We start from the raw sequence: 25129 nt of genomic DNA, 5'->3' as shown, positions 1-25129 counted from the left end.
CGTCAGAGCCCTCCGTATCTCTCCACATCCTCAAGGGGTTGATCTCACCCATGCGTAGGTCCCGTACCGTCGCGCTGACCGCGGCGGCAGCCGCCGCGGTCCTGATCGTGACCGGCTGCTCGTCCGGCAGCAAGAGCTCCGGTTCCTCCTCCGCCAGTGGCAGCGCCGCCGGCGGCGGCGGCGCCGACGCGGCAACCAAGGGCGTCGTCAACGCCTCGGACAAGAAGGGCGGGACGGTCACCTACGAGATGAAGGGTGCCCCGGACTCCTTCGACCCGGGTAACACGTACTACGCCTACATCTACAACTTCTCGCGCCTGTACGGGCGTCCGCTGACCACCTTCGCCCCCGGTGCCGGCGCGGACGGCAACAAGCTGGTCCCGGACCTCGCCGAGTCCCTGGGCAAGCCCAGTGCGGACGGCCTGACCTGGACGTACAAGCTGCGCGCGGGCCTGAAGTACGACGACGGCACCCCGATCAGCTCGAAGGACGTCAAGTACGCCGTCGAGCGCTCCAACTTCGCGCCGGACGTGAACTCCAACGGCCCGACGTACTTCCACGACTTTCTGGTCGACAACGCGACCCCGTACCAGGGCCCGTACAAGGACAAGACCGGCGGCCTGGACTCGATCGAGACCCCGGACGACCAGACCATCGTCTTCCACCTGAAGCAGCCGTTCGCGGACTTCGACTACCTGGTCAGCGCCCCGCAGACGGTCCCGGTCCCGCAGGCCAAGGACGACGGCTCCGGCTACGTCAAGCACGTGGTCTCCTCGGGCGCCTACAAGTTCGACTCCTACGACGACGGCAAGCAGCTCACCCTGGTCCCGAACACCAACTGGGACCCGGCCACCGACCCGATCCGCAAGCAGCTCGCGGACAAGATCGTGGTCCGGATGGGCATGGAGCAGTCCACCATCGACAAGGACCTGATCGCCGGCAACGCCCAGGTGGACCTGGTCGGCGGCGGCGTCGACCCGCAGACCCAGGCGCAGATCCTGCAGAACCCGAAGCTCAAGACCAACACCGACAACGCCTACGGCGGTCGCCTGGTCTACACCGCGATCAACACCAAGGTCGCGCCGTTCGACAACATCGAGTGCCGCAAGGCCGTCCAGTACGCGATCGACAAGGTCTCCGTGCAGACCACGCTCGGCGGCCCGATCCGCGGCCAGATCGCCAACACCGTGCTCCCGCCGGACATCGCGGGCCACCAGGACTTCAACGTCTGGGAGACCAAGGACAACAAGGGCGACCTCGACAAGGCCAAGGCGGCCCTGAAGGCCTGCGGCAAGCCGGACGGCTTCAACACGGTGATCACCGCCCGCACCGAGCGTGACCCGGAGGTCCAGGCGGCGACCGCGATCCAGGCCGCGCTGAAGAAGATCAACATCAACGTCGAGATCCAGAAGTACGCGCAGGGCAAGTACTTCTCGGACGCCGCCGGTGTCCCGCAGTTCACCCAGGACCACAACATCGGCCTGATGATGATGCAGTGGGGCGCCGACTGGCCGACCGGCTACGGCTTCCTGCAGCAGATCTCGGACGGCCGCGCGATCAAGGCCTCCGGCAACAGCAACCTGGCCCAGCTGAACGACCCCGAGGTCAACAAGCTGCTCGACGACGCCATCACCAACACCGACCAGTCGGCGCGCGAGAAGATCTACGGCCAGATCGACAAGAAGATCATGGACCAGGCGGTCTACGTCCCGCTGACCGACTTCAAGGTCTTCCTGTACCGCCCGGACAGCGCCACCAACCTGGTGTCCACGTCGGCCTTCTCGGGCGAGTACGACTACCTGAACATCGGCATCACCAAGTAAAGAGCCTGGCTCCGCATCCCTGAAGGCAGGTGAAGGCAGCGGCGCCCGTCGCCGTCCGGAAGATCCCGGACGGCGGCGGGCCGCCGGAGCCGCCCTACTGTGTTTGCCTACATCATCCGCAGGATCTTCGCAGCCGTCGTGCTGCTACTGGTGGTCAGCGCGGTCACCTTCGCGATCTTCTTCCTGCTCCCGCGCATCGCCGGCGAGACGGCCGACCAGCTGGCCACGCAGTACGTCGGGAAGAACCCGTCGCCCGAGGCGATCGCCGCGGTCAAGCAGAACCTCGGCTTCGACCAGCCGCTGTACACCCAGTACTGGAACTTCCTGAAGGGCCTGGTCGGCGGCGCCGAGTACAAGTTCGGCCCGGATCCGGTCACCTGCCACGTCCCGTGCTTCGGCTACTCCTTCAAGAACCACCTGGAGGTCTGGCCCGAGCTGACCAAGCGCATCCCGATCACGCTCTCGCTGGCCATCGGCGCGGCCGTGTGCTGGCTGGTCTCCGGCGTCACCACCGGCGTCATCTCGGCCCTCAAGCCGCGCTCGATCTTCGACCGGCTCGCCATGGGCATCGCCCTCACCGGCGTCTCGCTGCCGGTCTTCTTCACCGGCGCGCTGCTGCTGACCCTCTTCAGCTACCAGTGGCCGATCCTGGACAACCTCCAGTACGTCGACTTCACCGACGACCCGCTCATGTGGGCCCGCAACCTGATCCTCCCGTGGATCTCACTGGCCTTCCTCTACTCCGCGCTCTACGCCCGGCTCACCCGCGCCGGAATGCTGGAGACCATGAGCGAGGACTACATCCGCACCGCCCGGGCCAAGGGCCTGGTCGAGCGCAAGGTCGTCACCCGGCACGGGCTGCGCGCCGCGCTCACCCCGATCGTCACCATCTTCGGCATGGACCTCGGCCTGCTCCTCGGCGGCGCCCTGATCACCGAACAGGTCTTCTCGCTCCAGGGCGTCGGCGCCTTCGCCGTCCAGGCGATCGCGGACAACGACCTGCCCAAGATCCTCGGCGTCACCCTGCTCGCCGCCTTCTTCATCGTCGCCTGCAACCTCGTGGTCGACCTCCTGTACGCCCTCGTCGACCCCCGCGTGAGGCTCTCGTGACCGAGCTCCAGAAGACCCCGGCGGACACCGGGCAGACCCCGTCCGGCGACCCCTTCCTCTCCGTCCGCGACCTGCGGATCCACTTCGACACCGACGACGGCCTGGTCCGGTCGGTGGACGGGGTCAGCTTCGACCTGCACAAGGGCCGCACCCTCGGCATCGTGGGTGAGTCCGGCTCCGGAAAGTCCGTCACCTCGCTCGGCATCATGGGCCTGCACCGCTCCAAGCGGGCCCGGATCAGCGGCGAGATCCGGCTGAACGGCGAGGAGCTGATCGCGGCCGGCCCCGAGCGGGTGCGCCAACTGCGCGGCCGTGAACTGGCGATGATCTTCCAGGACCCGCTGACCGCGATGCACCCCTACTACACCGTCGGGGCGCAGATCATCGAGGCGTACCGGGTGCACCACCCCGAGGCGTCCAAGAAGCAGGCCCGGGCCCGCGCGATCGAGATGCTCGACCGGGTCGGCATCCCGCAGCCCGACCGCCGGGTGGACGACTACCCGCACCAGTTCTCCGGCGGCATGCGCCAGCGCGCCATGATCGCCATGGCGCTGGTCAACGACCCGTCCCTGCTGATCGCCGACGAGCCCACCACTGCCCTGGACGTCACCGTCCAGGCGCAGATCCTGGACCTCATCCGCGACCTCCAGGAGGAGTTCGGCTCGGCCGTCATCATCATCACCCACGACCTCGGGGTGGTCGCCGAGCTCGCCGACGACATCCTGGTCATGTACGGCGGCAAGTGCATCGAGCGGGGCCCCGCCGAGACCCTCTTCGACGCGCCCGAACACCCCTACACCTGGGGCCTGTTGGGATCCATGCCGCGCCTGGACCGCGAGCTCCAGGACCGGCTCGTCCCGGTCAAGGGCACCCCGCCCAGCCTGATCAACGTGCCGTCCGGCTGCGCCTTCCACCCGCGTTGCCCGTACGCCGACCTGACCGGCGGGCGCTCGTCGAGCGAGGTGCCGGTGCTGGTCGAGGCCGCGCCCGGGCACCACGCGGCCTGCCACCTCCCGGCCGCCGAACGGCACCGCATCTTCGCCGAAGAGATCGCGCCCCGGCTGTGAGCCCGGCCTCGTACCACCTTTCTGGAGAGAACCGATGACGGACACTCAGGCGGCCACGATCCCTTCGCCGGCGCCCGCCTCCGACCGCGAGCCGCTGCTCCGGGTGACCGGCCTGACCCGGCACTTCCCGATCCGCGGCGGACTGCTGCGGCGTCAGACCGGTGCGGTGCGGGCCGTCGACGGCATCGACTTCACCGTCAACGCCGGCGAGACGCTCGGCGTCGTCGGCGAGTCCGGCTGCGGCAAGTCGACCATGGGCCGGCTCATCACCCGGCTCGACGAACCGACCGGCGGGAAGATCGAGTTCGAGGGCACCGACATCACCCACCTGGGCGTCGGCGCGATGCGGCCACTGCGCCGCGACATCCAGATGATCTTCCAGGACCCGTACTCCTCGCTCAACCCGCGGCACACCGTCGGCACCATCGTCGGCGCGCCGTTCCGGCTGCAGAAGGTGGCGACCGAGGGCGGCACCAAGAAGGCCGTCCAGGAGCTGCTGGAGCTGTGCGGGCTCAGCCCCGAGCACTACAACCGCTACCCGCACGAGTTCTCCGGCGGCCAGCGCCAGCGCATCGGCATCGCCCGGGCGCTCGCCCTGAAGCCGAAGATGGTCGTCGCGGACGAGCCGGTCTCGGCCCTGGACGTCTCCATCCAGGCGCAGGTGGTCAACCTGCTGGACGACCTCCAGCGCGAACTCGGCCTGACGTACCTGATCATCGCGCACGACCTCTCGGTGGTCCGGCACGTCTCGGACCGGGTCGCGGTGATGTACCTGGGCAAGATCGTCGAGATCGCCGACCGCGACTCCCTGTACGCGAACCCGATGCACCCGTACACCAACGCGCTGATGTCCGCGGTGCCGGTGCCCGACCCGCGCCGGCGCCAGCGGGCCGGCCGCGAGCGGATCCTGCTCAAGGGCGACGTCCCCTCGCCGATCAACCCGCCCAGCGGCTGCCGCTTCCGCACCCGCTGCTGGAAGGTCCAGGACGTCTGCGCGAGCCAGGAGCCGCCGCTGACCGCGCTGAAGACCGGGCACCAGGTGGCGTGTCACTTCCCCGAGCAGCGCGAGGGGAACGACTAGCACCGCCCCGAGCAGCGCGAGGGGAACGGCTGACCCCGCCCCGAGCAGCGCGAGGGCGTTGATCTTCAGGCCGCCACGGTCTGACACCTCGCGGTCCGGAGGGGAGGTCTGCGCCGGTCATAGTTGTCCGGTGACCTCGCAGATCTTCCCCTCCGACGTGCAGCAGTCGCTGGACCTCGTCGGCATCTTCGTCTTCGCCCTCTCCGGAGGGCTGCTCGCCGTCCGCAAGAACATGGACATCTTCGGCATCGCGGTGCTGGCCGAGGTCACCGCGCTCGGCGGCGGTGTGATCCGGGACCTGGTGATCGGCGCGACCCCGGTCGCCGCCTTCAGCAACCTCGGCTACTTCGTCACCCCGCTGGTGGCGGGCCTGGTGGTGTTCTTCCTGCACCCCGAGGTCGAGCGGATCAACCGGGCGGTGCAGACCCTGGACGCCCTCGGCCTCGGACTGTTCTGCGTCACCGGCACCGCCAAGGCGCACGACTACGGGCTCGGCGCGGTGGCGGCCGTCGCACTCGGCATGGTCACCGCGGCCGGCGGCGGGGTGATCCGCGACGTGCTGGCCGGCGAGATCCCCTCGCTGCTGCGCTGGGACCGGGAGATCTACGCCGTGCCGGCCCTGGTCGGCGCAGCCCTGGTCGCGGTGCTGATCGGTACCGACCGGCTGACCGGTGCCACCGGCACCGCCGCCGCGCTCACCGCCTTCGGGCTGCGGATGCTCGCCCTGAAGTACGGCTGGCGCGCCCCGCGGGCTTGGCGCCGCAACGGTTCTCGCACCAGCGAGGAGTAGGCGAGCCGCCGTACGCGAGCGAGATCGCCTCCGCCGTGCAGAGCAGTTCCGGCACCATCCGGGCCAGTTCGGCCGGCGGCACCTGGCTCGCCGGGGCGCTCAGCGCGCAGGCCGCGACCGTCCGGCCGCCGCTGCCCGCCACCGGCGCGGCCACGCAGGTCACCGGCTCCAAGTGCTCGGCCGACTCCGCCGCCCAGCCCCGGCGCCGCACCGCCACCAGCTCGGCCGGCAACTCCTCGTCCGGGGTGCCGTCCTCGGGCAGCCCGGCCAGTAGCACCCGGCCGATCGCCGTCCCGCCGGCCGGTGCCCGCCGCCCGATCCGGGACGCCCGCCCGGCGCCCGGCCCGGCCCAGCTCCCGGCCACCTCGTCCAGGTACAGCACCTCGCCGTCCTGCAGCACGGCCAACTGGACGGTGTAGCCGCAGCGCGCGTTGAGCGCCGCCAGGTACGGCGCGGCGACCTGCCGGACGTCGATCTCCTCCAGCGCCCGGTGGGCCAGCGAGAGCACCCGGCCGCCGAGGCGGTAGCGCAGATCGGGCTGGCGCTGCGCGAAGCCGTGCTCCTCCAGGGTGCGCAGCAGCCGCAGCGCGGTGGACTTGTGCACGCCGATGCTGGTCGCGGCCTGTTCCAGGGTGACCGGCCCGTCGCCGAGGGACCCGAGCAGGGTCAGGGCGCGATCGACCGACTGCGACATGGCGCCCCCTCCTGTCCGCGCCGATGGGAAGTGTTCGTGGGAGGTGTCCGTGGGGGCGCGGCCGGAGAGCCTGCCCGTCGGGAAGCGTCCGCCAGGCTAACCGCTCGGCCGCGCGGCGGGTCAAACGGGTGCCGGACACCGCCGTCCGGTGGGCGCACTCGGGGAGCCGCGTTGTGGCCGGATCGGTGCGCACACCGGGACGGCTCTCGGGAGTGCCCTCTACAGCCCGGGGAGCGCCCTCTACAATCGGATGGTTATGCCATACCTGGACCATGCGGCGACCACGCCGATGCTGCCCGAGGCGATCGCCGCGATGACGGCGCACCTGGGGGTGGTCGGCAACGCCTCGTCCCTGCACGCGGCCGGCCGCCGGGCCCGCCGGGTGGTCGAGGAGGCCCGCGAGTCGCTGGCCGACTCGCTGGGCGCCCGACCGAGCGAGATCGTGCTCACCGGCGGGGGCACCGAGTCCGACAACCTGGCCGTCAAGGGCCTGTACTGGGCCCGCCGGGACGCCGACCCGGTCCGTACCCGGGTGCTGTGCAGCCCGGTCGAGCACCACGCGGTGCTGGACGCGGTGCACTGGCTCTCCGAGCACGAGGGCGCCGACGTCGAGTACCTGCCGGTCGACCCGCTCGGCCGGGTCCACCCGCAGGCGCTGCGCGAGGCGATCGAGCGCGACCCGGCGTCCGTCGCGCTGGTCACCGTGATGTGGGCCAACAACGAGGTCGGCACCGTCCAGCCGGTGCGCGAACTCGCCGCCGTGGCGGCCGAGTACGGCATCCCGATGCACGCCGACGCGGTGCAGGCGCTCGGTCAGGTTCCGGTCTCCTTCGCCGAGTCGGGGCTCACCGCGCTCACCGTCACCGGGCACAAGATCGGCGGCCCGTTCGGCATCGGCGCGCTGCTGCTCACCCGCGGCGCCACGCCCGTCCCGCTGCTGCACGGCGGCGGCCAGGAGCGCGACGTCCGTTCCGGCACCCTGGACGCGCCCGCCGCCGCCGGCTTCGCCGCCGCGGCGGCCCTCGCGGTCGAGCGCCAGCCCGAGCACGCGGTCGCGCTCGGCGCACTGCGCGACGAGCTGATCGCCGCCGTGGCGGCGGCCGTCCCCGACGCGGTGCTCAACGGCGATCCGGCCGCCGAGGGGCGGCTGCCCGCCAACGCCCACTTCTCCTTCCCCGGTTGCGAGGGCGACGCGCTGCTGATGCTGCTCGACGCCCAGGGCATCGAGTGCTCCACCGGCTCGGCCTGCTCGGCGGGGGTGCCGCAGCCCAGCCACGTGCTGCTCGCGATGGGCGTCGACCCGCTGCTGGCCCGGGCCTCGCTGCGGTTCTCGCTCGGGCACACCTCGGTGCGCGAGGACGTGACGGCGCTGGTCGAGGCCATCGGGCCGGCCGCCCAGCGGGCCCGCAACGCGGGCCTGGCGGCGGTGCGCCGCTGACCACCGCGCGCTGTTGCCGGCTCCGGGAACAGCGGCCGCAGGACGTACGCTTGGAGCCATCATGACTGACTTCCCGGGTGCCCCGACCGCTCCGTCCACCGGCCGCCTGCGCGTGCTCGCGGCGATGTCCGGCGGCGTCGACTCCGCCGTCGCCGCCGCCCGCGCCGCCGAAGCGGGGCACGAGGTGACCGGCGTCCACCTGGCGCTGTCCGCCAACCCGCAGTCCTTCCGCACCGGCGCCCGCGGCTGCTGCACCATCGAGGACTCCCGGGACGCCCGCCGCGCCGCCGACGTGATCGGCATCCCGTTCTACGTCTGGGACCTCGCCGAGCGCTTCCGCGAGGACGTCATCGACGACTTCGTCGCCGAGTACGCGGCCGGCCGCACCCCCAACCCCTGCCTGCGCTGCAACGAGAAGATCAAGTTCGCCGCGCTGCTGGACAAGGCGATCGCGCTCGGCTTCGACGCGGTCTGCACCGGCCACTACGCCCGGATCGTCGACCTGCCCTCCGGGGAGCGCCAGCTCCACCGCGCCGTCGACGCGGCGAAGGACCAGTCGTACGTTTTGGGCGTCCTCGACGCCGACCAGCTCGCCCACTCCCTCTTCCCGCTCGGCGACACCACCAAGGACGTCATCCGCGAGGAGGCCGAGCGCCGCGGCCTGGCCGTTGCCAAGAAGCCGGACAGCCACGACATCTGCTTCATCGCCGACGGCGACACCCAGGGTTTCCTGGCCAAGCACCTCGGCACCGCCACCGGCGACATCCTCGACGTCGACGGCACCAAGCTCGGCGAGCACGACGGCGCGTACGGATTCACCATCGGCCAGCGCAAGGGCCTGCGGATCGGCCGCCCCGCCCCGGACGGCAAGCCCCGCTACGTCCTCGACATCTCCCCGGTGAACAACACCGTGACCGTCGGCCCGCTGGAGGGTCTGGACGTCACCGGGCTCACCGCGATCCGGCCGCGCTGGTGCGGCACCGAGCCGCTCGCCGACGGCCGGTACACCGCCCAACTGCGCGCCCACGGCGAGGAGGTGCCGGTCTCCGCCGCCGTCGTCGACGGCGAGCTGCGGGTGCAGTTGGACACCCCCGTCCGCGGCATCGCCCCCGGCCAGGCCGTGGTGCTGTACGACGGCACCCGCGTCGTCGGCTCGGCCACCATCGCCAGCACCGAGCGCCCGGCGATCCACGCCTGAGCGGTCATCACGATGGATGACGCCGCTGAATCCCCGGGATGACCACGGCCGGAGATTGCATCCATTGGGCTGATTCGACGGTCCGGGCCACGAACCTAATCTCACAGCCATGAACCGATCCCGCCGTATCGCGGCCATCGCAGCCCTTGTCCTCGCCCTGCCCCTCCCGATGGCCGGGGCCGCGATGGCCTCGTCGTCGCCGTCCGCCACCGCGCCCGCCGCTGTCGCCGGTGCCTCGACCCCCGCCGCCTTCCACGGTGAGCTGCCCCGCCCGACCGGGCAGTACGCGGCCGGTGAGGAGGTGCTGCGGCTGACCGACCGGAGCCGCACCGACCCCTGGGTGCCCTCGGCGGGGCCGCGGCAGCTGGCGGTGTCGATGTTCTACCCGGCCCGGCAGGGCAGCGGCGAGCCCGCTCCGTACATGACCCTCGGCGAAGCGCAGGGCTTCGTGGCGACGCGGGTCCCGCCGGGTACCGGACTCCAGCCGCAGGACGTCGTGGACATCAGGACCCACGCCTACACCGGCGCGAAGGCCGCAAACGGGAAGTTCCCGCTGGTGGTCCTCTCCCCCGGCTTCGAGAACCCCCGCGCCACGCTGACCGGTCTGGCGACCGACCTGGCCAGCCACGGCTACGTCGTGGCCCTGGTCGGTCACACCTACGAGGACTCCGGCGAGACGCTCGCCGACGGCAGCACCCCGGGCTGCGCGCTGTGCGACACCGGCGCGCCGGACTCGCTCCCGGACAGCCGGGCGAAGGACGTGTCCTTCGTCCTGGACCAGCTGACCGGGCAGCACCCGGTCTGGCGCCTGTCCCACCTGATCGACCGGGACCGGATCGGGATGGCCGGGCACTCGATCGGCGGCGCGTCGACGCTCAACGCGATGGCCGGGGACCGGCGGATCCTCGCCGGGGTGAACATGGACGGCAGGTTCTGGCCGCCGGTCCCGACCGACACGCTCAAGGGCCGCTCGTTCCTCCTGCTCGGGAAGGAGAGCGACCACTCCGCCGGCGGCGGGGACGGGTCATGGGGGCAGGCCTGGGCGGGCTGGGACGGCTACAAGCCCTGGGTGACCGTCGCGGGCACCAACCACGGCAGCTTCACGGACGTCACCGTCCTGGCCGCCGAGGCCGGCATCCCTGCCCCTCCGGGGACGACCACCTCGCCGGAGCGCGGGATGCAGCTGACCCGGGAGTACGTCGGGGCCTTCTTCGACCGGACGCTCAAGGGCATCGACCAGCCCCTGCTCGACGGCCCGTCGGCGGCGAACCCGGAGGTGTCCTTCCAGCACCCGTGACAGGTCGTGGCGGAACTCGCCCCGCTCGACGGACACCGGGGCGCAAAGCCGGTGAGTGGGGGCGGCAGGGCGTGATAGACCAGTCAGCACTATGAACATCACTGTCTTCTGCTCCGCGTACTCGCTCGACGACCGTTACACCGCCCCCGCCGCCGAGTTCGCCCGGCTCCTCGGGGAGGGCGGGCACACCCTGGTGTGGGGTGGGTCGAACGCCGGGCTGATGGGGCTGCTCGCCGACGAGGTGAAGGCGGCGGGCGGCCGGCTGGTCGGCGTGCTGGTCGAGATGCTGAAGCACAAGGGGTACGTCGGCGCGGACGAGCTGGTGATGACCGCCGATCTGGCCGAGCGCAAGGCGGAGTTGGCCGCCCGCGCGGACGCCATCGTCGTCCTGGTGGGCGGGCTGGGGACCTTGGACGAGGTGACCGAGGTGCTGGAGCTCAAGAAGCACGGGATGTTCGCGAAGCCGGTGATCGTCCTCGACACCGAGGGCTTCTACACCGGCCTGCGCACCCAGCTGGAGCGGATAGACGCCGAGGGCTTCCTGCCCCGGCCGCTCGGTGAGCTGATCGGCTTCGCCGACACCCCGGCCGAGGCGTTCGCGCAGCTCAAGGCCTGAGAGGATCAGGACCATGGCTGTACACCTGATCACCGGCGCCGGCTCCGGCATCGGCGCCGTCCTCGCCGAGCACCTCGCCGAACGCGGCGACGACCTCTGGCTGCTGGCCCGCGACGCCCGCCGCGCCACCGAACTGCGCGAGCGCTTCCCCGGCGCCCGCACCCTGGTCGGCGACCTCGGCGACCCGGCCAAGCTCTCCTGGGCCTTCGGCCACCAGGCGCTGCCCGTCGAGCTGGACTCCGTGCTGCACGTCGCCGGCATGGTCGAGCTGGGCACGGTCGGCGAGCTGCCCGTCAAGGCCTGGCAGGAGACGCTCAACGTCAACCTGGTCGCCCCCGCCGAACTGACCAGGCTGCTGCTGCCCTCGCTGCGCCTGGTCAAGGGGCACATGGTGTTCGTCAACTCCGGTGCCGGCCTGCGCTCCGACGCCGAATGGTCGGCCTACGCGGCGAGCAAGCACGGCCTGAAGGCGCTGGCCGACGCACTGCGCCACGAGGAGCACGCCAACGGCGTCCGGGTCACCTCGGTCTACCCGGGCCGCACCGCCACCGCGATGCAGGCCAAGGTGCACCAGCAGGAGGGCAAGGCCTACGACGAGAGCCGCTGGATCGCCCCCGAGTCGGTGGCGAAGGCCGTCCTGGCCGCCCTCGACGCCTCCCGCGACGCGGAGATCACCGACATCACCGTCCGCCCGGGCGCATAGGGCCCGTCCGGCGCATGCGTCCGGCGGCCCCGGTGCCGAGCCCCGCGCTCGGCACCGGGGCCGTCCTCGTGGGTAGGCTCGGGCGGGTGAGCACCCCACAGCCCTTCCCCGACCTGCGCGGCGCCGCCACCGGCGTCGGTTCGCTGCCCGGCACCGACGCGCGGGAGGCCGCCAAGACCTCCACCGGAGCGCTGGAGCAGCTGCCGTTCCTGCCCGAACTGCCCGCCCGCGGGCCGGGCGCCGACATGATCGGCCGCGGTGCCGGGCTGCTGGTCGAGCTGTTCGCACAGACCGAGCCGAGCGGCTGGCGGTTCACCGACCGGCCGGGCCGGGACACCCGGCGGGCGCACTCCTGGCTGGGCGAGGACCTGGACGCGCTGGAGGAGTTCACCCAGGGCCACCAGGGCGCGCTCAAGGTGCAGGCGGTCGGGCCGTGGACGCTGGCCGCCTCGATCGAGCTCAAGCACGGCGAGAAGGCGCTCGCCGACCAGGGCGCCTGCCGGGACATCGCCGGCTCGTTGACCGAGGGGCTGCGCCGCCACCTCGCCGACGTCCGCAGGCGGGTGCCGGGCGCGGAGGTGGTGCTCCAGCTCGACGAGCCCTCGCTGCCCGCCGTGCTGGCCGGCGCGGTGAAGACCGCCAGCGGCTTCCAGCGGCTGCGTTCGGTGGACCGGCAGGTCGCCGAGGAGGTGCTGCGCGAGGTGGTGCGCGGCCTGGACGCGCCGGTGGTGGTGCACTGCTGCGCGCCGCAGGTGCCGATCCCGCTGCTGCGCCGGGCCGGGGCGGCCGCCGTCTCGCTGGACTTCTCGCTGCTGACCGGGCGGGAGGACGACGACCTGGGCGAGGCGGTCGAGGCGGGCACGGTGATCCTCGCCGGTGTCGTGCCCTCCACTGACCAGGCGGTGTCCGACCCGGCCGGTAGTGTCCAGGGTGTCAGGACCTTGTGGCGCAGGCTCGGGTTCGCCCCGGAGCTGCTGGGCCGACGCGTGCTGGTGACGCCGACCTGCGGGCTGGCCGGGGCCTCCCCGGCGTACGCGCGCAAGGCGCTGTCGCTTGCGGCGCGGGCGGCGCAGAGCCTGGTGGACAACCCGGAATGAGAACGTAGGAGGGCTTGCGGTGGTGGCTGTCGAGGGCTGGGAGGACGTCCCGGCGGAGGTGCGCAGGCGGCACGCCGAGCTGGCCGTGGAGATCACCGAGCACCGCGCCCGGTACTACGAGCAGGACGCCCCGGTCGTCAGCGACGCCGAGTTCGACGCCCTGATGCGCGAGCTGGAGGCGCTGGAGGCCGAGCACCCGGCCCTGGTGACGCCGGACTCGCCGAGCCAGCGGGTCGGCGGTGCGCCGACCGAGCTGTTCGCCGCCGTCGAGCACCGCGAGCGGCTGCTCAGCCTCGACAACGCGATGGACGAGGAGGAGCTCGCCGCCTGGGCCGAGCGGGTCGCCACCGAACTGCACGGCATCGACTACCACTACCTGTGCGAGCTCAAGGTGGACGGCCTGGCGGTCAACCTCACCTACGAGAACGGCCACCTGGTGCAGGCGGCGACGCGCGGCGACGGCCGGGTCGGCGAGGACATCACCGCGAACGTCCGCACCATCAAGGAGATCCCGCACCAGCTCAAGGGCGACGACATCCCGGAGCTGGTGGAGATCCGCGGCGAGGTCTACTTCCCGACCGAGGAGTTCGACGCGCTCAACGCCTCGTTCGCGGAGGAGAACGAGCGCCGCCGGCAGGAGAACGAGGAGCGCGCCAAGGAGGGCAAGCGGCCCCGGGCGTTGATCCGGCTGTTCATGAACCCCCGCAACGCCGCCGCCGGTTCGCTGCGCCAGAAGGACCCGCACGTCACCGCGTCCCGCCCGCTGCACATGGTGGTGCACGGCATCGGCGCCCGGGTCGGCTTCGACATCGACAACCAGTCGCACGCCTACCGGCTGCTGCACGACTGGGGCCTGCCCACCGCCCGGCACAACAAGGTGGTGAAGACCCTCGACGAGGTGCGGGCGTTCATCCGGCACTTCGGCGAGCAGCGGCACTCGGTCGAGCACGAGATCGACGGCGTGGTGGTGAAGGTCGACGAGATCGCCCTGCAGGGCCGGCTGGGCGCCACCTCCAAGTCCCCGCGCTGGGCGATCGCCTGGAAGTACCCGCCGGAGGAGGTCACCGGCAAGCTGGCCGAGATCAAGGTCGGCATCGGCCGCACCGGCCGGGCCACCCCGTTCGCGGTGCTGGCCGAGCCGGTGAAGGTGGCCGGTTCGATGGTCCAGTACGCGACCCTGCACAACCAGCAGATCGTCAAGGCCAAGGACGTCCTGCTCGGCGACACCGTGGTGCTGCGCAAGGCCGGTGACGTCATCCCGGAGATCCTCGGCCCGGTCTACGACCTGCGGGACGGCGGCGAGCGGGAGTTCGTGATGCCCTCGCACTGCCCCGAGTGCGGCGCCGAGCTGCGCCCGATGGCCGAGGGCGACATCGATCTGCGCTGCCCGAACGCGCAGTTCTGCCCGGCTCAGATCCGCGAGCGGATCGCCTTCCTGGGCGGGCGGCAGTGCCTGGACGTCGAGGGCCTCGGTTACGTCGCGGCCACCGCGCTGACCCAGCCGCTGGAGCCGGCCGAGGCGCCGGTGCGCAACGAGGGCGACGTCTTCGGCCTCACCGAGGAGCAGTTGCTGCCGATCAAGGTGCTGGTCCGGGACCCGAAGACGGGCATGCCCAAGCTGGACGACAAGACCGGCAAGCAGAAGGAGGTGTTCTTCTTCGCCACCACCAAGGGCGAGCCGAAGAAGTCGCTCCGGACGCTGCTCGACAACCTCGACCAGGCCAGGCAGCGCCCGCTGGCGCGGTTCGTCAACGGCCTGTCGATCCGCCACGTCGGTCCGGTGGCGGCCCAGGAGCTGGCGCGCGAGTTCCGCGACCTGGAGAAGATCTTCGAGGCGAGCGAGGAGGAGCTGGCGGCGGTCGAGGGCGTCGGTCCGACCATCGCCCGCTCGATCAAGGAGTGGTACGCGGAGGAGTGGCACCGGGGCATCCTGGAGAAGTGGCGCGAGGCCGGTGTCCGCTTCACCGAGGAGTTCGCCGACGAGGAGCTCGGCGAGCGTCCGCTGGAGGGCCTGACGGTGGTGGTGACCGGCACCCTGGCCGGGCACACCCGGGACGGGGCCAAGGAGGCGCTGACCTCGCGCGGCGCGAAGGTGACCGGTTCGGTGTCGAAGAAGACCGATTTCCTCGTCGCGGGTGACAACCCTGGGTCCAAGTACGACAAGGCCGTTCAGCTCGGCCTGCCGGTCCTGGACGACGCCGGTTTCGCCGTGCTGCTCGCCGACGGAGCGGCCGCGGCCCGCGCCCACCTCGGCCTGCCCGAGGTCGAGCAGGCCCCCGCCGAGACCGCCCCGGAGGCCGACCCGACCGGCGCCTGACCGAATCCGTCTTGTTATCGTCCTGATGCAACGTCACCGGGTGTCGCGCCGTGAAAGCGGGCATTGTGTCACTGTGCGACATCCGGGCGCGGTGGCGCGTTTCCGGTTGTCCGAAAGTCTGCCCACCGGGTGGACCCCGGCATACCCTGGAGCGCAACAGAGTGTCAGCAGGGGTGGGGGCACCGGCTGAGCCGGTACTCCGCGGGGTCGCTCCATGCCCGGCAGCAGTCGGTACCGGCACGGTGCCTCACCGTACGGCGGCCTGACGGGGCGGGCCCGACGGAGGACAGGGCTTATGGATCGTACGACCGGCGGTGCGCCCACACGCCCGCCGCAGGGGGTGGCGGGTGCGGTCCTGCTGCTCGGCGTGCTGCTGGCCGGTGCAGCGCCGCTCATCCCGCTGGCCGTCCTGGTCTACCGGTACGAACCCGAACTGCTGCCGCTGTTCGCGGTGCCGCTGGCGGTGCTGGTCGCCGCCTGGCGGATCGCCCGCGACCGCGCCCGCGACCAGCTGACCGACCCGCTGACGGACCTGCCCAACCGTCAGGCGCTGCTGATGGCCGCTCAGGAGGCGATAGCGGAGCGTGAGGACGGCTACAGCGTCGGTCTCATCCTGCTTGATCTCGATCGCTTCCGATCGCTCAACGACACCCTCGGTCACACCGCCGGCGACCGGCTGCTGGTGCACATCGCCCGTCGGCTGCACCGCGCGCTGCGCTCCGGCGGTCCGGCCGGCAGCGCCACCCGGGAGTCCATCGACGACGTCTTCGCCGGCCTGCCCCGGCACTACCGGCGCGGCCGCCCGATGGTGGCCCGGATGGGCGGCGACGAGTTCGCCGTGCTGTTGCCCGGCATCAACTGCCCGGACAGCCTGGAGCGGGTCGCCAAGGCGCTGATCGCCGAACTCGCCGCGCCGATCCGGCTGGACGGACTGCTGCTCGTGCTGGAGGCCAGCGCCGGGGTCTGCGTCTACCCGCAGCACGCCCAGGACGCCGAGTCGCTGCTGCGCCGCGCCGACGTGGCGATGGGCCACGCCCAGCGCGGTTGCAGCGGCGTCGCGCAGTACGACGAGGCCCAGGACGCCGACACGCCGTACCGGATAGGGCTGCTCGGCGATCTGCGGCGGGCCCTGGAGACCGGTGAGGTGCAGCTGCACTACCAGCCCAAGGTGGCCTTCGACGGCCGGGTGGTCGGCCTGGAGGCACTGCTGCGCTGGGAGCGGCCCGGCCAGGGCAGGGTCTCGCCGGACGAGTTCGTCGGGCTCGCCGAGTCCAGCGGCCTGATGCCCCGGCTCACCGACTACGTGCTGGAGGCCGCCGTCGGGCAGCTCGCCTACTGGCGGGACCAGGGCCTGCAGGTGCAGGTCGCGGTCAACGTCTCCCCGCGCGACGTGCTCAACCCCGGCTTCGCGCAGCGCGTCGCCGGCCACCTCGTCCGCCACCAGGTGCCGGCCCACGCGCTCCAGCTGGAGATCACCGAGCGGCTGCTGCTGGACGACTCCCGGCGCGCCGCCGACACCCTGGCCGAACTGCGCGGCTACGGCGTCGGGATGTCCCTGGACGACTTCGGCACCGGCCACTCCTCACTGGTGCGGCTGCGCAGCCTGCCGGTCGGCGAGTTGAAGATCGACCGTTCCTTCGTCTCCCGGATGGTCGCCGACGACCACGACGCGGCGGTGGTGCGCTGCTCGGTCGAGCTCGCCCACTCGCTGGGCCTGACCGTGGTCGCCGAGGGCGTCGAGGACGACGAGACCTGGGAGCGGCTGCACTGCATGGGCGTGGACGCCGTCCAGGGCTGGCTGGTGTCGGCGGCGCTGCCGGCCGAGCAGGCCACCGCCTGGCTGCGGGTGCACCGCACCGGCGCCCCGCCGGTGGAGCGGCTGGCGGCCTCGCGCGGCCAGCTGCCGTCGGCCCTCCGGGCGATGCAGGGGGGCCAGCCGGTGCTGCCGCCGGTCGTCCAGCCCGCCCTCCCGCCGATGCTGCCCCCGACCCTCCCGCCGGTGCTGCCGCCCGCCGTCCAGGCCGTCCAGACCGGTCCGGTGCCCCAGCCGGTGCCGGCCGCGCAGCTGGAGATCAAGGCGCCGGGCACGCAGGGTTGGGCCCGTACCAGGCCGCAGTGACGGGCGCGCGCGCTGACTCGTTGGCCGGTGGCCGGGCCGGGCCCCATAGGATGGGTCCAAAGACCACGAGGACGGAGCACCGGACCGGTTGCTCCTGCCCGGGCCCGGTACCGCCTGAGCGCGGTGCCGGGTCTCACCAGAACTCACCCTGAGGATCGCTGCATGCCTGGCATCACGCGCGAGGAGGTCGCCCACCTCGCCCGGCTGTCGCGTCTTGAGCTGAAGCCCGAAGAGCTGGACCACTTCGCCGAGCAGCTCGACGTGATCATCGGCGCGGTCGCCCGCGTTTCCGAGGTCGCCGGACAGGACGTCCCGCCGACCTCCCACCCGCTCCCGCTGACCAACGTCATGCGCGCGGACGAGGTGCGGCCGTCGCTCACCCCGGACCAGGCGCTGTCCGGCGCTCCGGCCGCCGAGGAGCAGCGTTTCCGTGTGCCGCAGATCCTCGGGGAGGACTGACCGAGATGACCGAGCTGATCCGTTACACCGCCGCCGAGACGGCCTCCGCCATCGCCAAGGGCGAGGTGTCCGCGGTCGAGGTCGCGCAGGCGCACCTGGACCGCATCGACGCCGTCGACAAGAAGGTCAACGCCTTCCTGCACGTGGACACCGAGGGCGCGCTGAAGGCCGCCAGGGCCGTCGACGAGAAGCGCGCCAAGGGCGAGGAGCTGGGCCCGCTGGCCGGCGTCCCGCTCGCGCTGAAGGACGTCTTCACCACCGAGGGCATCCCGACCACCTGCGGCTCCAAGATCCTCGAAGGCTGGATCCCGCCGTACGACGCCACGCTGACCAGCCGTCTCAAGGACGCCGGCGTCGTCATCCTCGGCAAGACCAACATGGACGAGTTCGCGATGGGCTCCTCCACCGAGAACTCCGCCTACGGCACGACCGGCAACCCGTGGGACCTCTCCCGTATCCCCGGCGGCTCCGGCGGCGGCTCGGCCGCGGCGCTGGCCGCCTTCGAGGCCCCGCTGGCGATCGGCACCGACACCGGCGGCTCGATCCGCCAGCCCGGCGCCGTCACCGGCACCGTCGGTGTCAAGCCGACCTACGGCTCGGTGTCCCGCTACGGACTGGTCGCCTTCTCGTCCTCGCTGGACCAGGGCGGCCCGTGCGCCCGCACCGTGCTGGACGCGGCGCTGCTGCACGAGGCCATCGCCGGGCACGACCCGCTGGACTCCACCTCGATCGACGCGCCCGTCCCGGCCGTGGTCGAGGCCGCGAAGCTGCGCGACGTGCGCGGCATGCGGATCGGCGTGGTCAAGGAGTTCGCCGGCGAGGGCTACCAGGCCGGCGTGATGCAGCGCTTCAACGAGTCGGTCGAGCTGCTGCGCGAGCTGGGTGCCGAGGTCGTCGAGGTGTCCTGCCCGTCCTTCACCCTGGCGCTGCCGGCGTACTACCTGATCGCACCCAGTGAGGCCTCGTCCAACCTGGCCCGCTTCGACGCGATGCGCTACGGCCTGCGGGTGGGCGACGACGGCTCGCGCTCGGCCGAGGAGGTCACCGCGCTGACCCGCGAGGCCGGCTTCGGCGACGAGGTCAAGCGTCGCATCATCCTGGGCACCTACGCCCTCTCCTCGGGCTACTACGACGCCTACTACGGCTCGGCCCAGAAGGTCCGCACCCTCATCTCGCGCGACTTCGACGCCGCCTTCGCGGGCGTGGACGTGCTGGTCTCGCCGACCACGCCGACCACCGCCTTCCCGATCGGCGAGCGCGCCGACGACCCGATGGCGATGTACCTGGCCGACCTCTGCACGATCCCGTCGAACCTCGCGGGCAACGCGGCCATGTCGCTGCCGGTCGGCCTGGCCCCGGAGGACAATCTCCCGGTCGGCCTGCAGATCATCGCGCCCGCGATGGCGGACGACCGCCTGTACCGGGTGGGCGGCGCCGTCGAGGCCGCACTCAACGACAAGTGGGGGCACACCCTGCTGGAGGAGGCACCGGCTCTGTGAGCAAGATCGAGAAGGCCAAGGCCCAGTCCGCTTCGCTCAAGGGTTTCAAGCACTCGAAGCCCGGTCTCTGGCTGTCCATCGGCAGCAGCGCCTTCGGCGCGGTCTCCGTCGTCAAGGACGTCCGCAAGGCCCGCGAGGAGAGCGACACCCTCAAGCTGGTCAACGCCCTGGTCGGCGCCGCCGCGCTGATCACCGGCACCGCCCTGCTGGTGCGCGAGCTGCGCCGGCTCGGCTCCGACGACGTACTGCTGGGCTGAGCTGAGCGCCCCGGCCCGGCCCCGCGCGAGCGGCGGCCGGGCCCGTACCTCCCAAGTCTTTTAGTGAAGGGGACGCTGTGAGCGTCATGAACCTGGTCTCCTACGAGGACGCTCTCGCGTCGTACGACCCGGTGATGGGCCTTGAGGTCCACGTCGAGCTGGGTACCAAGACCAAGATGTTCTGCGGTTGCTCGACCGAGCTGGGCGCCGAGCCGAACAGCCAGACCTGCCCGACCTGCCTGGGCCTGCCGGGCTCGCTGCCGGTGGTCAACGCGATCGGCGTGGAGTCGGCCGTCAAGATCGGCCTGGCGCTGAACTGCGAGATCGCCGAGTGGTGCCGGTTCGCTCGGAAGAACTACTTCTACCCGGACATGCCCAAGAACTTCCAGACCTCGCAGTACGACGAGCCGATCGCCTTCAACGGCTACCTCGACGTGCAGCTGGAGGACGGCTCGACCTTCCGCGTGGAGATCGAGCGCGCCCACATGGAGGAGGACACCGGCAAGTCCAGCCACGTCGGCGGCGCCACCGGCCGCATCCACGGCGCCACCCACTCGCTGCTCGACTACAACCGGGCCGGCATCCCGCTGATCGAGATCGTCACCAAGCCGATCGTCGGCGCCGGCGAGCGCGCCCCCGAGGTCGCCAAGGCGTACGTCGCCGAACTGCGTGAGCTGATCAAGGCGCTGGGCGTCTCCGAGGCCCGGATGGACAAGGGCCAGATGCGCTGCGACGTCAACCTGTCGCTGCGCCCCAACGGCACCGAGACCTTCGGCACCCGCTCGGAGACCAAGAACGTCAACTCGCTGCGCAGCGTGGAGCGGGCCGCCCGGTTCGAGATCCAGCGGCACGCCACCGTGCTGACCGACGGCGGCACGATCGTCCAGGAGACCCGGCACTTCCACGAGGAGGACGGCTCCACCACCTCGGGCCGGATCAAGGACAACGCCGAGGACTACCGTTACTTCCCCGAGCCGGACCTGGTGCCGATCGCCCCCGCCCGCGCGTGGGTCGAGGAGCTGCGCGCCGGCCTGCCGGAGCTGCCGCGGGTGCGCCGGGCGCGGCTGCAGGCCGAGTGGGGCCTGTCCGACAAGGACATGCAGTCGGTGCTGAACGCCGGCGCCGTCGAGCCGATCCTGGAGACCATCGCCGCCGGTGCCCCGGCCGACCAGGCCCGCAAGTGGTGGATGGGCGAGCTGGCCCGCCGGGCCAACGAGACCGGCACCGAGCTGAGCGAGCAGCCGATCACCCCGGCGCAGGTCGCCCGGGTCACCGCGCTGGTCGCCGAGGGCAAGCTGAACGACAAGCTGGCCCGCCAGGTCATCGAGGCCGTGCTGGCCGGCGAGGGCGAGCCGGACGAGGTCGTCGAGAAGCGCGGCCTGGCCGTCGTCTCGGACGACTCCGCGCTCGGCGCCGCCGTCGACCAGGCCATCGCCGACAACGAGGCGATCGCCGCCAAGATCCGCGACGGCAAGGTCGCGGCGGTCGGCGCGCTGGTCGGCGCGGTCATGAAGGCCACCCGCGGCCAGGCCGACGCGGCCCGCGTCAAGGACCTGATCCTGGAGCGGCTGGGCGTGGAAGGACAGTAGGCGCTGGGTGCCTCTGCCTGAGGTTCCTAAGGTGTCTAAGGCATCTAAGGCCCTCTAAGTAAGGCCTAAGGCCCGGTCTCACCTCTGTATCGAGGTAAGACCGGGCCTTTGTCGTCCCCCGGGCCCCGATCTAAGGCATCCGGGGCCCGGAAGATCGGTAGGGCTTCCGATGTGGCACCCCCCTCTGGGAGAGGAAGCTCTTACTCGACAGCGAAACGCAGTGAGACCCACAAGGGGAACCGAAGTGATCGAGTACGAGCTCATCCAGCAGCAGGCCCACGAGCTTGCCGCCCGCGCCGAGCACCAGCGCCTGGTGCGCGAGGCCAAGGAGGGGCGCCGCCTGCGGCAGCGTCCGGTGGCCGCCCGCTTCCAGCGGCGCCCCGTGCGTCAGCCGGAATGCTGACGGACCGGCACCATGACGGTGCCGAGGGAACATCCGAGGGGGAGGCGCTGCGGGGGAGCGCCTCCCCCTCCGGGCATCCACGGGGCGGGATATCCGCTCGGCCCGCCGGCTCCGGCTATGGCATGCTCGCCTCCATGCAGCAGATATCGGTGAGTCCCGTCTTCGTCGGCCGCGGCAGCGAGATCACCGAACTGACCGACGCGCTGCGCCGGGCCGGCTCCGGCAGCCCGCAGGCGGTGCTGATCGGCGGCGAGGCGGGCGTCGGCAAGACCCGCCTGCTGGAGGAGTTCCTGAAGCGGGCCGGCGACGGGGGAGCGGTCACCACGCTCGGCGGCTGTCTGGAGATCGGCGCCGAGGGCCTGCCGTACGCCCCGCTGGCCGGCGCGCTGCGCCGACTGCACCGCTCGCTGGGCGCGGAGCTGGAGGCCGCGGCTGTCGGCAGCGAGGGGCATCTGGCCCGGCTGCTGCCCGAGTTCGGCGAGGCCGACGGGGAGCCGAACGACGAGTACGGCCGGGCCCGGCTGTTCGAGCACACCGCGAGGCTGTTCGAGCGGCTCGGCGCGGAGCGTACCCTCGTTTTCGCCGTCGAGGACCTGCACTGGTCCGACCGCTCCACCCGCGAGCTGCTCGCCTTCCTGGTCCGCACCCTGCACCGCTCCCGGGTGCTGCTGGTCGCCACCTACCGCTCCGACGACCTGCACCGCCGGCACCCGCTGCGCCCCTTCCTGGCCGAGCTCGAACGGCTGCGCACCGTCCAGCGGCTGGAGCTGGAGCGGTTCGGCCGCGGCGAGGTCGCCGCCCAGCTGGCCGGCATCCTCGGCACCGCCGACCCCGACCGGAAGCTGGTGGACCGCATCCACCGCCGCTCCGAGGGGAACCCGTTCTTCGTCGAGGAGTTGGCCACCGCCTTCGAGGACGGCTGCGGCGCCGGGCTCACCGATTCGCTGCGCGACATCCTGCTGGTCCGGGTGGAGACCCTGGACGAGGAGGCCCAGCGGGTGGTGCGGATCGCCGCCGAGGGCGGCTCGCACGTCGAACACGCCCTGCTGGCGGCCGTCCTGGACGACGACGAGGAGGCGCTGATCGAGGCGCTGCGGGCGGCCGTCGGCGCCAACATCCTGCGCCCGGACGGCGACGGCGAGGGCTACCGCTTCCGGCACGCGCTGGTCCGCGAGGCCGTCTCGGACGACCTGCTGCCCGGCGAGCGGCACCGGATCAACCGCAAGTTCGCGCTCGCCGTGGAGGCGCAGCCGCACCTGGTCTCCTGTGACGCCCTGCCCGCCCGGTTGGCCAACTACTGGTACCACGCGCACGATCCGGCCCGCGCCCTGCCGACCGCCCTGGACGCCGCCCGCGCGGCCCGGCGCCGCAACGCCTTCGCCGAGCAACTGGGCATGCTGGAACGCGCCCTGGAGCTGTGGGACATGGTCTCCGAGGAGGTGCTGGCGCACACCCTGCGCCCGTACGACTGGGCCGAGACCTACCCGCCGGGCTCCTGCGACCACAGCACCGCCGACGAGGACTGCGACCGGATCCAGCTGATCGACGTCCTGGCCGAGGCGGTGGTCGCGGCCCGGCGCTGTGGCGACCGCGAGCGCGGACTGAGCCTCGCCAGGCGGGGGCTGCGGCTGGTCGACGAGACGGTGCACCCGGTGCGCGCGGCCTGGTTCCGGATCAACCGGGCCCGGATGCTGGGCAATCTGCGCCGCTCCGGGGACGACGAGGAGATCCTGTACGCGCACCGGCTGGTCGACCACCTGCCGCCGTCCGCCGTCCAGGCCGAGGTGTTCGCGCTCGGCGCCGGGGTGGCGATGCTCAAGAAACCCGGCCCCGAGCACCTCGGACTCGCCGAGCGGGCGATCCGGATCGCCCAGGAGGTCGGTGCGCACTCCGTCGAGGTGCACGCCCGGATGACGCTCGGCGGCCTGCGGTACGACGTGCAGGGCGACGCCGAGGGCGGGCTGGCCGAACTGGCCGGGGCGGTCGAGACGGCCCGCCGGCTGGGCGTGCCCGACCTGCTGCTGCGCGGCGTCAACAACCTGGCCAGCCTGCAGCGCGGGCTGGGCCGGGCCGAGGAGGCGGTGGCGCTGGCCCGCGAGGGCCTGGTCTTCGCGGACGGCAACGGCCTGCTGCGCAACATCGGCACCATCCTGACCGGCAACCTGGCCGAGGCGCTGACCGACCTCGGGCGGGCCGCGGAGGCCGAGGAGGTGCTCGCCGCCTGCGAGTTGACCAGCCTGACCGGCACCCACGCCGAGTTCCTGGACCGGATGCGCGGCGACCTCGCCGTGCTGCGCGGGGACCTGGCCGGCGCGGCGACCATGCTGGCGCAGGCCCGGACGGCCAACCGGGTCGGCCAGCTCCAGCACAGCATGCCGATCAGCCGGCTGGCGGTGCGGGTCGCCGCGCTCGGCGGGCGGCCGCTGGAGGCCCGGGAGGAACTGCTCGCCGCGCTGGCGGAGGAGGGGCGGCTCGGCCACGAGTCCGACGTGTACCCGCTGCTGGTCGAGGCCGCCGCGGTGGAGGCGGACAGCCGGGGCCTGCCGGAGGCCGTGGCGGGCCGGGCCGAGGTGCTGGCCGCGATCGCCGAGGCGGCCACCCGGCTCCGGCCGCGGGCGCCGCTGCACCACGGCTGGGCCCGACTGCTGGAGGGCGAACTGGCCCGCGCCGAGGCCGCCGACACCCCGGCGCAGTGGGCCGCCGCGGTCGCCGCGCTGCGGCCGACCGGGCTGCCGTACCCGCTGGCGGTGGCCCTGCTGCGGGCCGGCGAGGCCGAGGTGCAGGCCGGGCGGCGCGAGGCCGGGACCGAACTGCTGCGCGAGGCGCGGGAGCTGGCCACCGTCCGGGGCGACCGCCCGCTACTGGCGGAGATCGCGGGGCTGGCCGACCGGGCCGGGCTGACGCTGACCCCGGCGCCGGCCGCACGCCCGGCCGCGGGGCCGGCCGTGGCCCCGTCCGCCGGGGAGTCCTTCGGCCTCACCCCCCGTGAGCGGGACGTGCTCCGATTGCTCGCACGCGGCTGGACCAACCGGCAGATCGCGGAGGAGCTGTACATCTCTCCGAAGACCGCGAGCGTGCACGTCTCCAACATCCTGGGCAAGCTCGCGGTCACCGGCCGGGGTGAGGCGGCCGCGCTGGCGCACCGGCTGCGGCTGTTCCCGGACGATCTGACCCCGGCCGTCCGCTGACCCACGCGCCCGGCGCCGGGCCCCCGACCGTCGCCGGTCCGGGGCCCGGAGGCCGGGCGCCGTCACGTGCTTCTGTGCGCGCCGTGTGAGCCCCCGGCCGAGCGCCGCCGCCAACCGGGCCGATCCGCCGGAATCAGGTGCATTTCCCTACCCTCCCGCCATTACTCTAAGTTGAGTGTGCGTGTCATTGAGTGACGGATTTGGTGTAGGGTCCCGATTGGGAACATCGGTGCGGTGCGGCGACCGGAAGGCCGCCCACCCCCTGGGCCGCCGTCCTGACGGGGCGCCAGGCCACCGCGTACGGCCAAGAGATGCGCGGCCGGCGGCCCGTGGCCGGGGCGCCGGGCCTCGGGTCGGAGGGGGAGAGGTCGAGTGAGCTCCACC

19 protein-coding genes and 1 pseudogene are annotated in these 25129 nt (G+C 72.3%); 19 read left to right on the top strand and 1 reads right to left on the bottom strand.

The window, feature by feature from the left end:
- The first annotated feature begins 50 nt into the window (after positions 1–50).
- From ACIO5E_RS16725 to ACIO5E_RS16705, 5 genes are all read left to right on the top strand, one after another.
- Positions 51–1823, top strand: coding sequence for an ABC transporter substrate-binding protein (locus tag ACIO5E_RS16725; protein WP_400668008.1), 1773 nt, complete (start codon positions 51–53; stop codon positions 1821–1823).
- A 99-nt stretch (positions 1824–1922) separates the two neighbouring features.
- Positions 1923–2933, top strand: a complete 1011-nt coding sequence (locus ACIO5E_RS16720; RefSeq protein WP_400668005.1) for an ABC transporter permease — start codon at positions 1923–1925, stop codon at positions 2931–2933.
- The gene (locus ACIO5E_RS16715) at positions 2930–4000 is read left to right on the top strand and encodes an ABC transporter ATP-binding protein (protein WP_280675885.1); all 1071 of its coding nucleotides are present in this window, start codon (positions 2930–2932) and stop codon (positions 3998–4000) included. The genes ACIO5E_RS16720 and ACIO5E_RS16715 overlap by 4 nt, the downstream gene beginning before the upstream one ends.
- Before the next feature lie 34 nt (positions 4001–4034).
- Positions 4035–5081: an ABC transporter ATP-binding protein gene (locus tag ACIO5E_RS16710; RefSeq protein WP_400668002.1), complete on the top strand. Its 1047-nt coding sequence runs from the start codon at positions 4035–4037 to the stop codon at positions 5079–5081.
- Between the two features lie 130 nt (positions 5082–5211).
- Complete coding sequence (locus ACIO5E_RS16705) at positions 5212–5871, top strand: trimeric intracellular cation channel family protein (protein WP_400667999.1); 660 nt, start codon at positions 5212–5214, stop codon at positions 5869–5871.
- Here ACIO5E_RS16705 and ACIO5E_RS16700 read toward each other — a convergent pair.
- Positions 5777–6565, bottom strand: coding sequence for an IclR family transcriptional regulator (locus ACIO5E_RS16700; protein ID WP_400667996.1), 789 nt, complete (start codon positions 6563–6565; stop codon positions 5777–5779). The genes ACIO5E_RS16705 and ACIO5E_RS16700 overlap by 95 nt on opposite strands.
- A 256-nt stretch (positions 6566–6821) precedes the next feature.
- Between ACIO5E_RS16700 and ACIO5E_RS16695 the strand changes: the two genes are divergently transcribed.
- The 14 genes and pseudogenes from ACIO5E_RS16695 to ACIO5E_RS16630 all read left to right on the top strand — a co-directional run bounded on the left by ACIO5E_RS16695 (position 6822) and on the right by ACIO5E_RS16630 (position 24745).
- Entirely contained in the window at positions 6822–8003 is a 1182-nt protein-coding gene (locus ACIO5E_RS16695; RefSeq protein WP_400667994.1) for a cysteine desulfurase family protein, read from the top strand.
- 61 nt (positions 8004–8064) lie between these two features.
- Positions 8065–9201 (top strand): tRNA 2-thiouridine(34) synthase MnmA, encoded by a 1137-nt coding sequence (mnmA, locus tag ACIO5E_RS16690; RefSeq protein WP_400667991.1) that lies wholly within the window; start codon positions 8065–8067, stop codon positions 9199–9201.
- 109 nt (positions 9202–9310) lie between these two features.
- Complete coding sequence (locus tag ACIO5E_RS16685; protein ID WP_400667989.1) at positions 9311–10498, top strand: alpha/beta hydrolase family protein; 1188 nt, start codon at positions 9311–9313, stop codon at positions 10496–10498.
- 91 nt (positions 10499–10589) lie between these two features.
- Positions 10590–11114 carry a TIGR00730 family Rossman fold protein gene (locus tag ACIO5E_RS16680; RefSeq protein WP_400667987.1) on the top strand — a complete coding sequence of 175 codons (525 nt, stop codon included), beginning with the start codon at positions 10590–10592 and terminating at the stop codon, positions 11112–11114.
- 13 nt (positions 11115–11127) lie between these two features.
- Positions 11128–11817 (top strand): SDR family oxidoreductase, encoded by a 690-nt coding sequence (locus ACIO5E_RS16675; RefSeq protein WP_400667985.1) that lies wholly within the window; start codon positions 11128–11130, stop codon positions 11815–11817.
- An 86-nt stretch (positions 11818–11903) separates the two neighbouring features.
- Complete coding sequence (locus ACIO5E_RS16670) at positions 11904–12914, top strand: methionine synthase (protein ID WP_400667982.1); 1011 nt, start codon at positions 11904–11906, stop codon at positions 12912–12914.
- Positions 12915–12936: 22 nt separating this feature from the next.
- A complete protein-coding gene (gene ligA, locus ACIO5E_RS16665) occupies positions 12937–15231 on the top strand; it encodes an NAD-dependent DNA ligase LigA (RefSeq protein ID WP_400668727.1) in 2295 nt (764 codons plus the stop codon).
- Positions 15232–15589: 358 nt separating this feature from the next.
- Positions 15590–17350 (top strand): annotated as a pseudogene (locus tag ACIO5E_RS16660) (putative bifunctional diguanylate cyclase/phosphodiesterase); the annotation flags it as partial.
- 162 nt (positions 17351–17512) lie between these two features.
- Entirely contained in the window at positions 17513–17809 is a 297-nt protein-coding gene (gene gatC, locus ACIO5E_RS16655; RefSeq protein WP_280675855.1) for an Asp-tRNA(Asn)/Glu-tRNA(Gln) amidotransferase subunit GatC, read from the top strand.
- Between the two features lie 5 nt (positions 17810–17814).
- Complete coding sequence (gene gatA / locus ACIO5E_RS16650) at positions 17815–19308, top strand: Asp-tRNA(Asn)/Glu-tRNA(Gln) amidotransferase subunit GatA (RefSeq protein ID WP_400667980.1); 1494 nt, start codon at positions 17815–17817, stop codon at positions 19306–19308.
- On the top strand, positions 19305–19565 hold the full coding sequence (locus ACIO5E_RS16645; protein ID WP_280675851.1) for a hypothetical protein: 261 nt from the start codon (positions 19305–19307) through the stop codon (positions 19563–19565). Before gatA ends, ACIO5E_RS16645 begins: the two co-directional genes overlap by 4 nt.
- A 77-nt stretch (positions 19566–19642) precedes the next feature.
- Positions 19643–21154 (top strand): Asp-tRNA(Asn)/Glu-tRNA(Gln) amidotransferase subunit GatB, encoded by a 1512-nt coding sequence (gene gatB, locus ACIO5E_RS16640; protein WP_280675849.1) that lies wholly within the window; start codon positions 19643–19645, stop codon positions 21152–21154.
- A gap of 244 nt (positions 21155–21398) precedes the next feature.
- Positions 21399–21557, top strand: a complete 159-nt coding sequence (locus ACIO5E_RS16635; protein ID WP_400667977.1) for a hypothetical protein — start codon at positions 21399–21401, stop codon at positions 21555–21557.
- Between the two features lie 134 nt (positions 21558–21691).
- Entirely contained in the window at positions 21692–24745 is a 3054-nt protein-coding gene (locus ACIO5E_RS16630; RefSeq protein ID WP_400667975.1) for a helix-turn-helix transcriptional regulator, read from the top strand.
- Positions 24746–25129: the final 384 nt, after the last annotated feature.

It is taken from the genome of Kitasatospora sp. NPDC087314 (assembly GCF_044744365.1).
Classification (GTDB): Bacteria; Actinomycetota; Actinomycetes; order Streptomycetales; family Streptomycetaceae; genus Kitasatospora.
The sequence above is the reverse complement of the archived record's forward strand: the minus strand, read 5'-3'. Positions and strand labels throughout refer to the sequence as shown.

What these genes read in the sequence shown, in the direction of transcription:
- ACIO5E_RS16695 (WP_400667994.1), top strand. Translation starts at nt 6,822, where the DNA reads ATGCCATACCTGGACCATGCGGCGACCACGCCGATGCTGCCCGAGGCG.
- ACIO5E_RS16710 (WP_400668002.1), top strand. Translation starts at nt 4,035, where the DNA reads ATGACGGACACTCAGGCGGCCACGATCCCTTCGCCGGCGCCCGCCTCC.
- ACIO5E_RS16685 (WP_400667989.1), top strand. Translation starts at nt 9,311, where the DNA reads ATGAACCGATCCCGCCGTATCGCGGCCATCGCAGCCCTTGTCCTCGCC.
- ACIO5E_RS16725 (WP_400668008.1), top strand. Translation starts at nt 51, where the DNA reads ATGCGTAGGTCCCGTACCGTCGCGCTGACCGCGGCGGCAGCCGCCGCG.
- ACIO5E_RS16700 (WP_400667996.1), bottom strand. Translation starts at nt 6,565, where the DNA reads ATGTCGCAGTCGGTCGATCGCGCCCTGACCCTGCTCGGGTCCCTCGGC.
- ACIO5E_RS16675 (WP_400667985.1), top strand. Translation starts at nt 11,128, where the DNA reads ATGGCTGTACACCTGATCACCGGCGCCGGCTCCGGCATCGGCGCCGTC.
- gatA (WP_400667980.1), top strand. Translation starts at nt 17,815, where the DNA reads ATGACCGAGCTGATCCGTTACACCGCCGCCGAGACGGCCTCCGCCATC.
- ACIO5E_RS16630 (WP_400667975.1), top strand. Translation starts at nt 21,692, where the DNA reads ATGCAGCAGATATCGGTGAGTCCCGTCTTCGTCGGCCGCGGCAGCGAG.
- ACIO5E_RS16680 (WP_400667987.1), top strand. Translation starts at nt 10,590, where the DNA reads ATGAACATCACTGTCTTCTGCTCCGCGTACTCGCTCGACGACCGTTAC.
- gatC (WP_280675855.1), top strand. Translation starts at nt 17,513, where the DNA reads ATGCCTGGCATCACGCGCGAGGAGGTCGCCCACCTCGCCCGGCTGTCG.
- mnmA (WP_400667991.1), top strand. Translation starts at nt 8,065, where the DNA reads ATGACTGACTTCCCGGGTGCCCCGACCGCTCCGTCCACCGGCCGCCTG.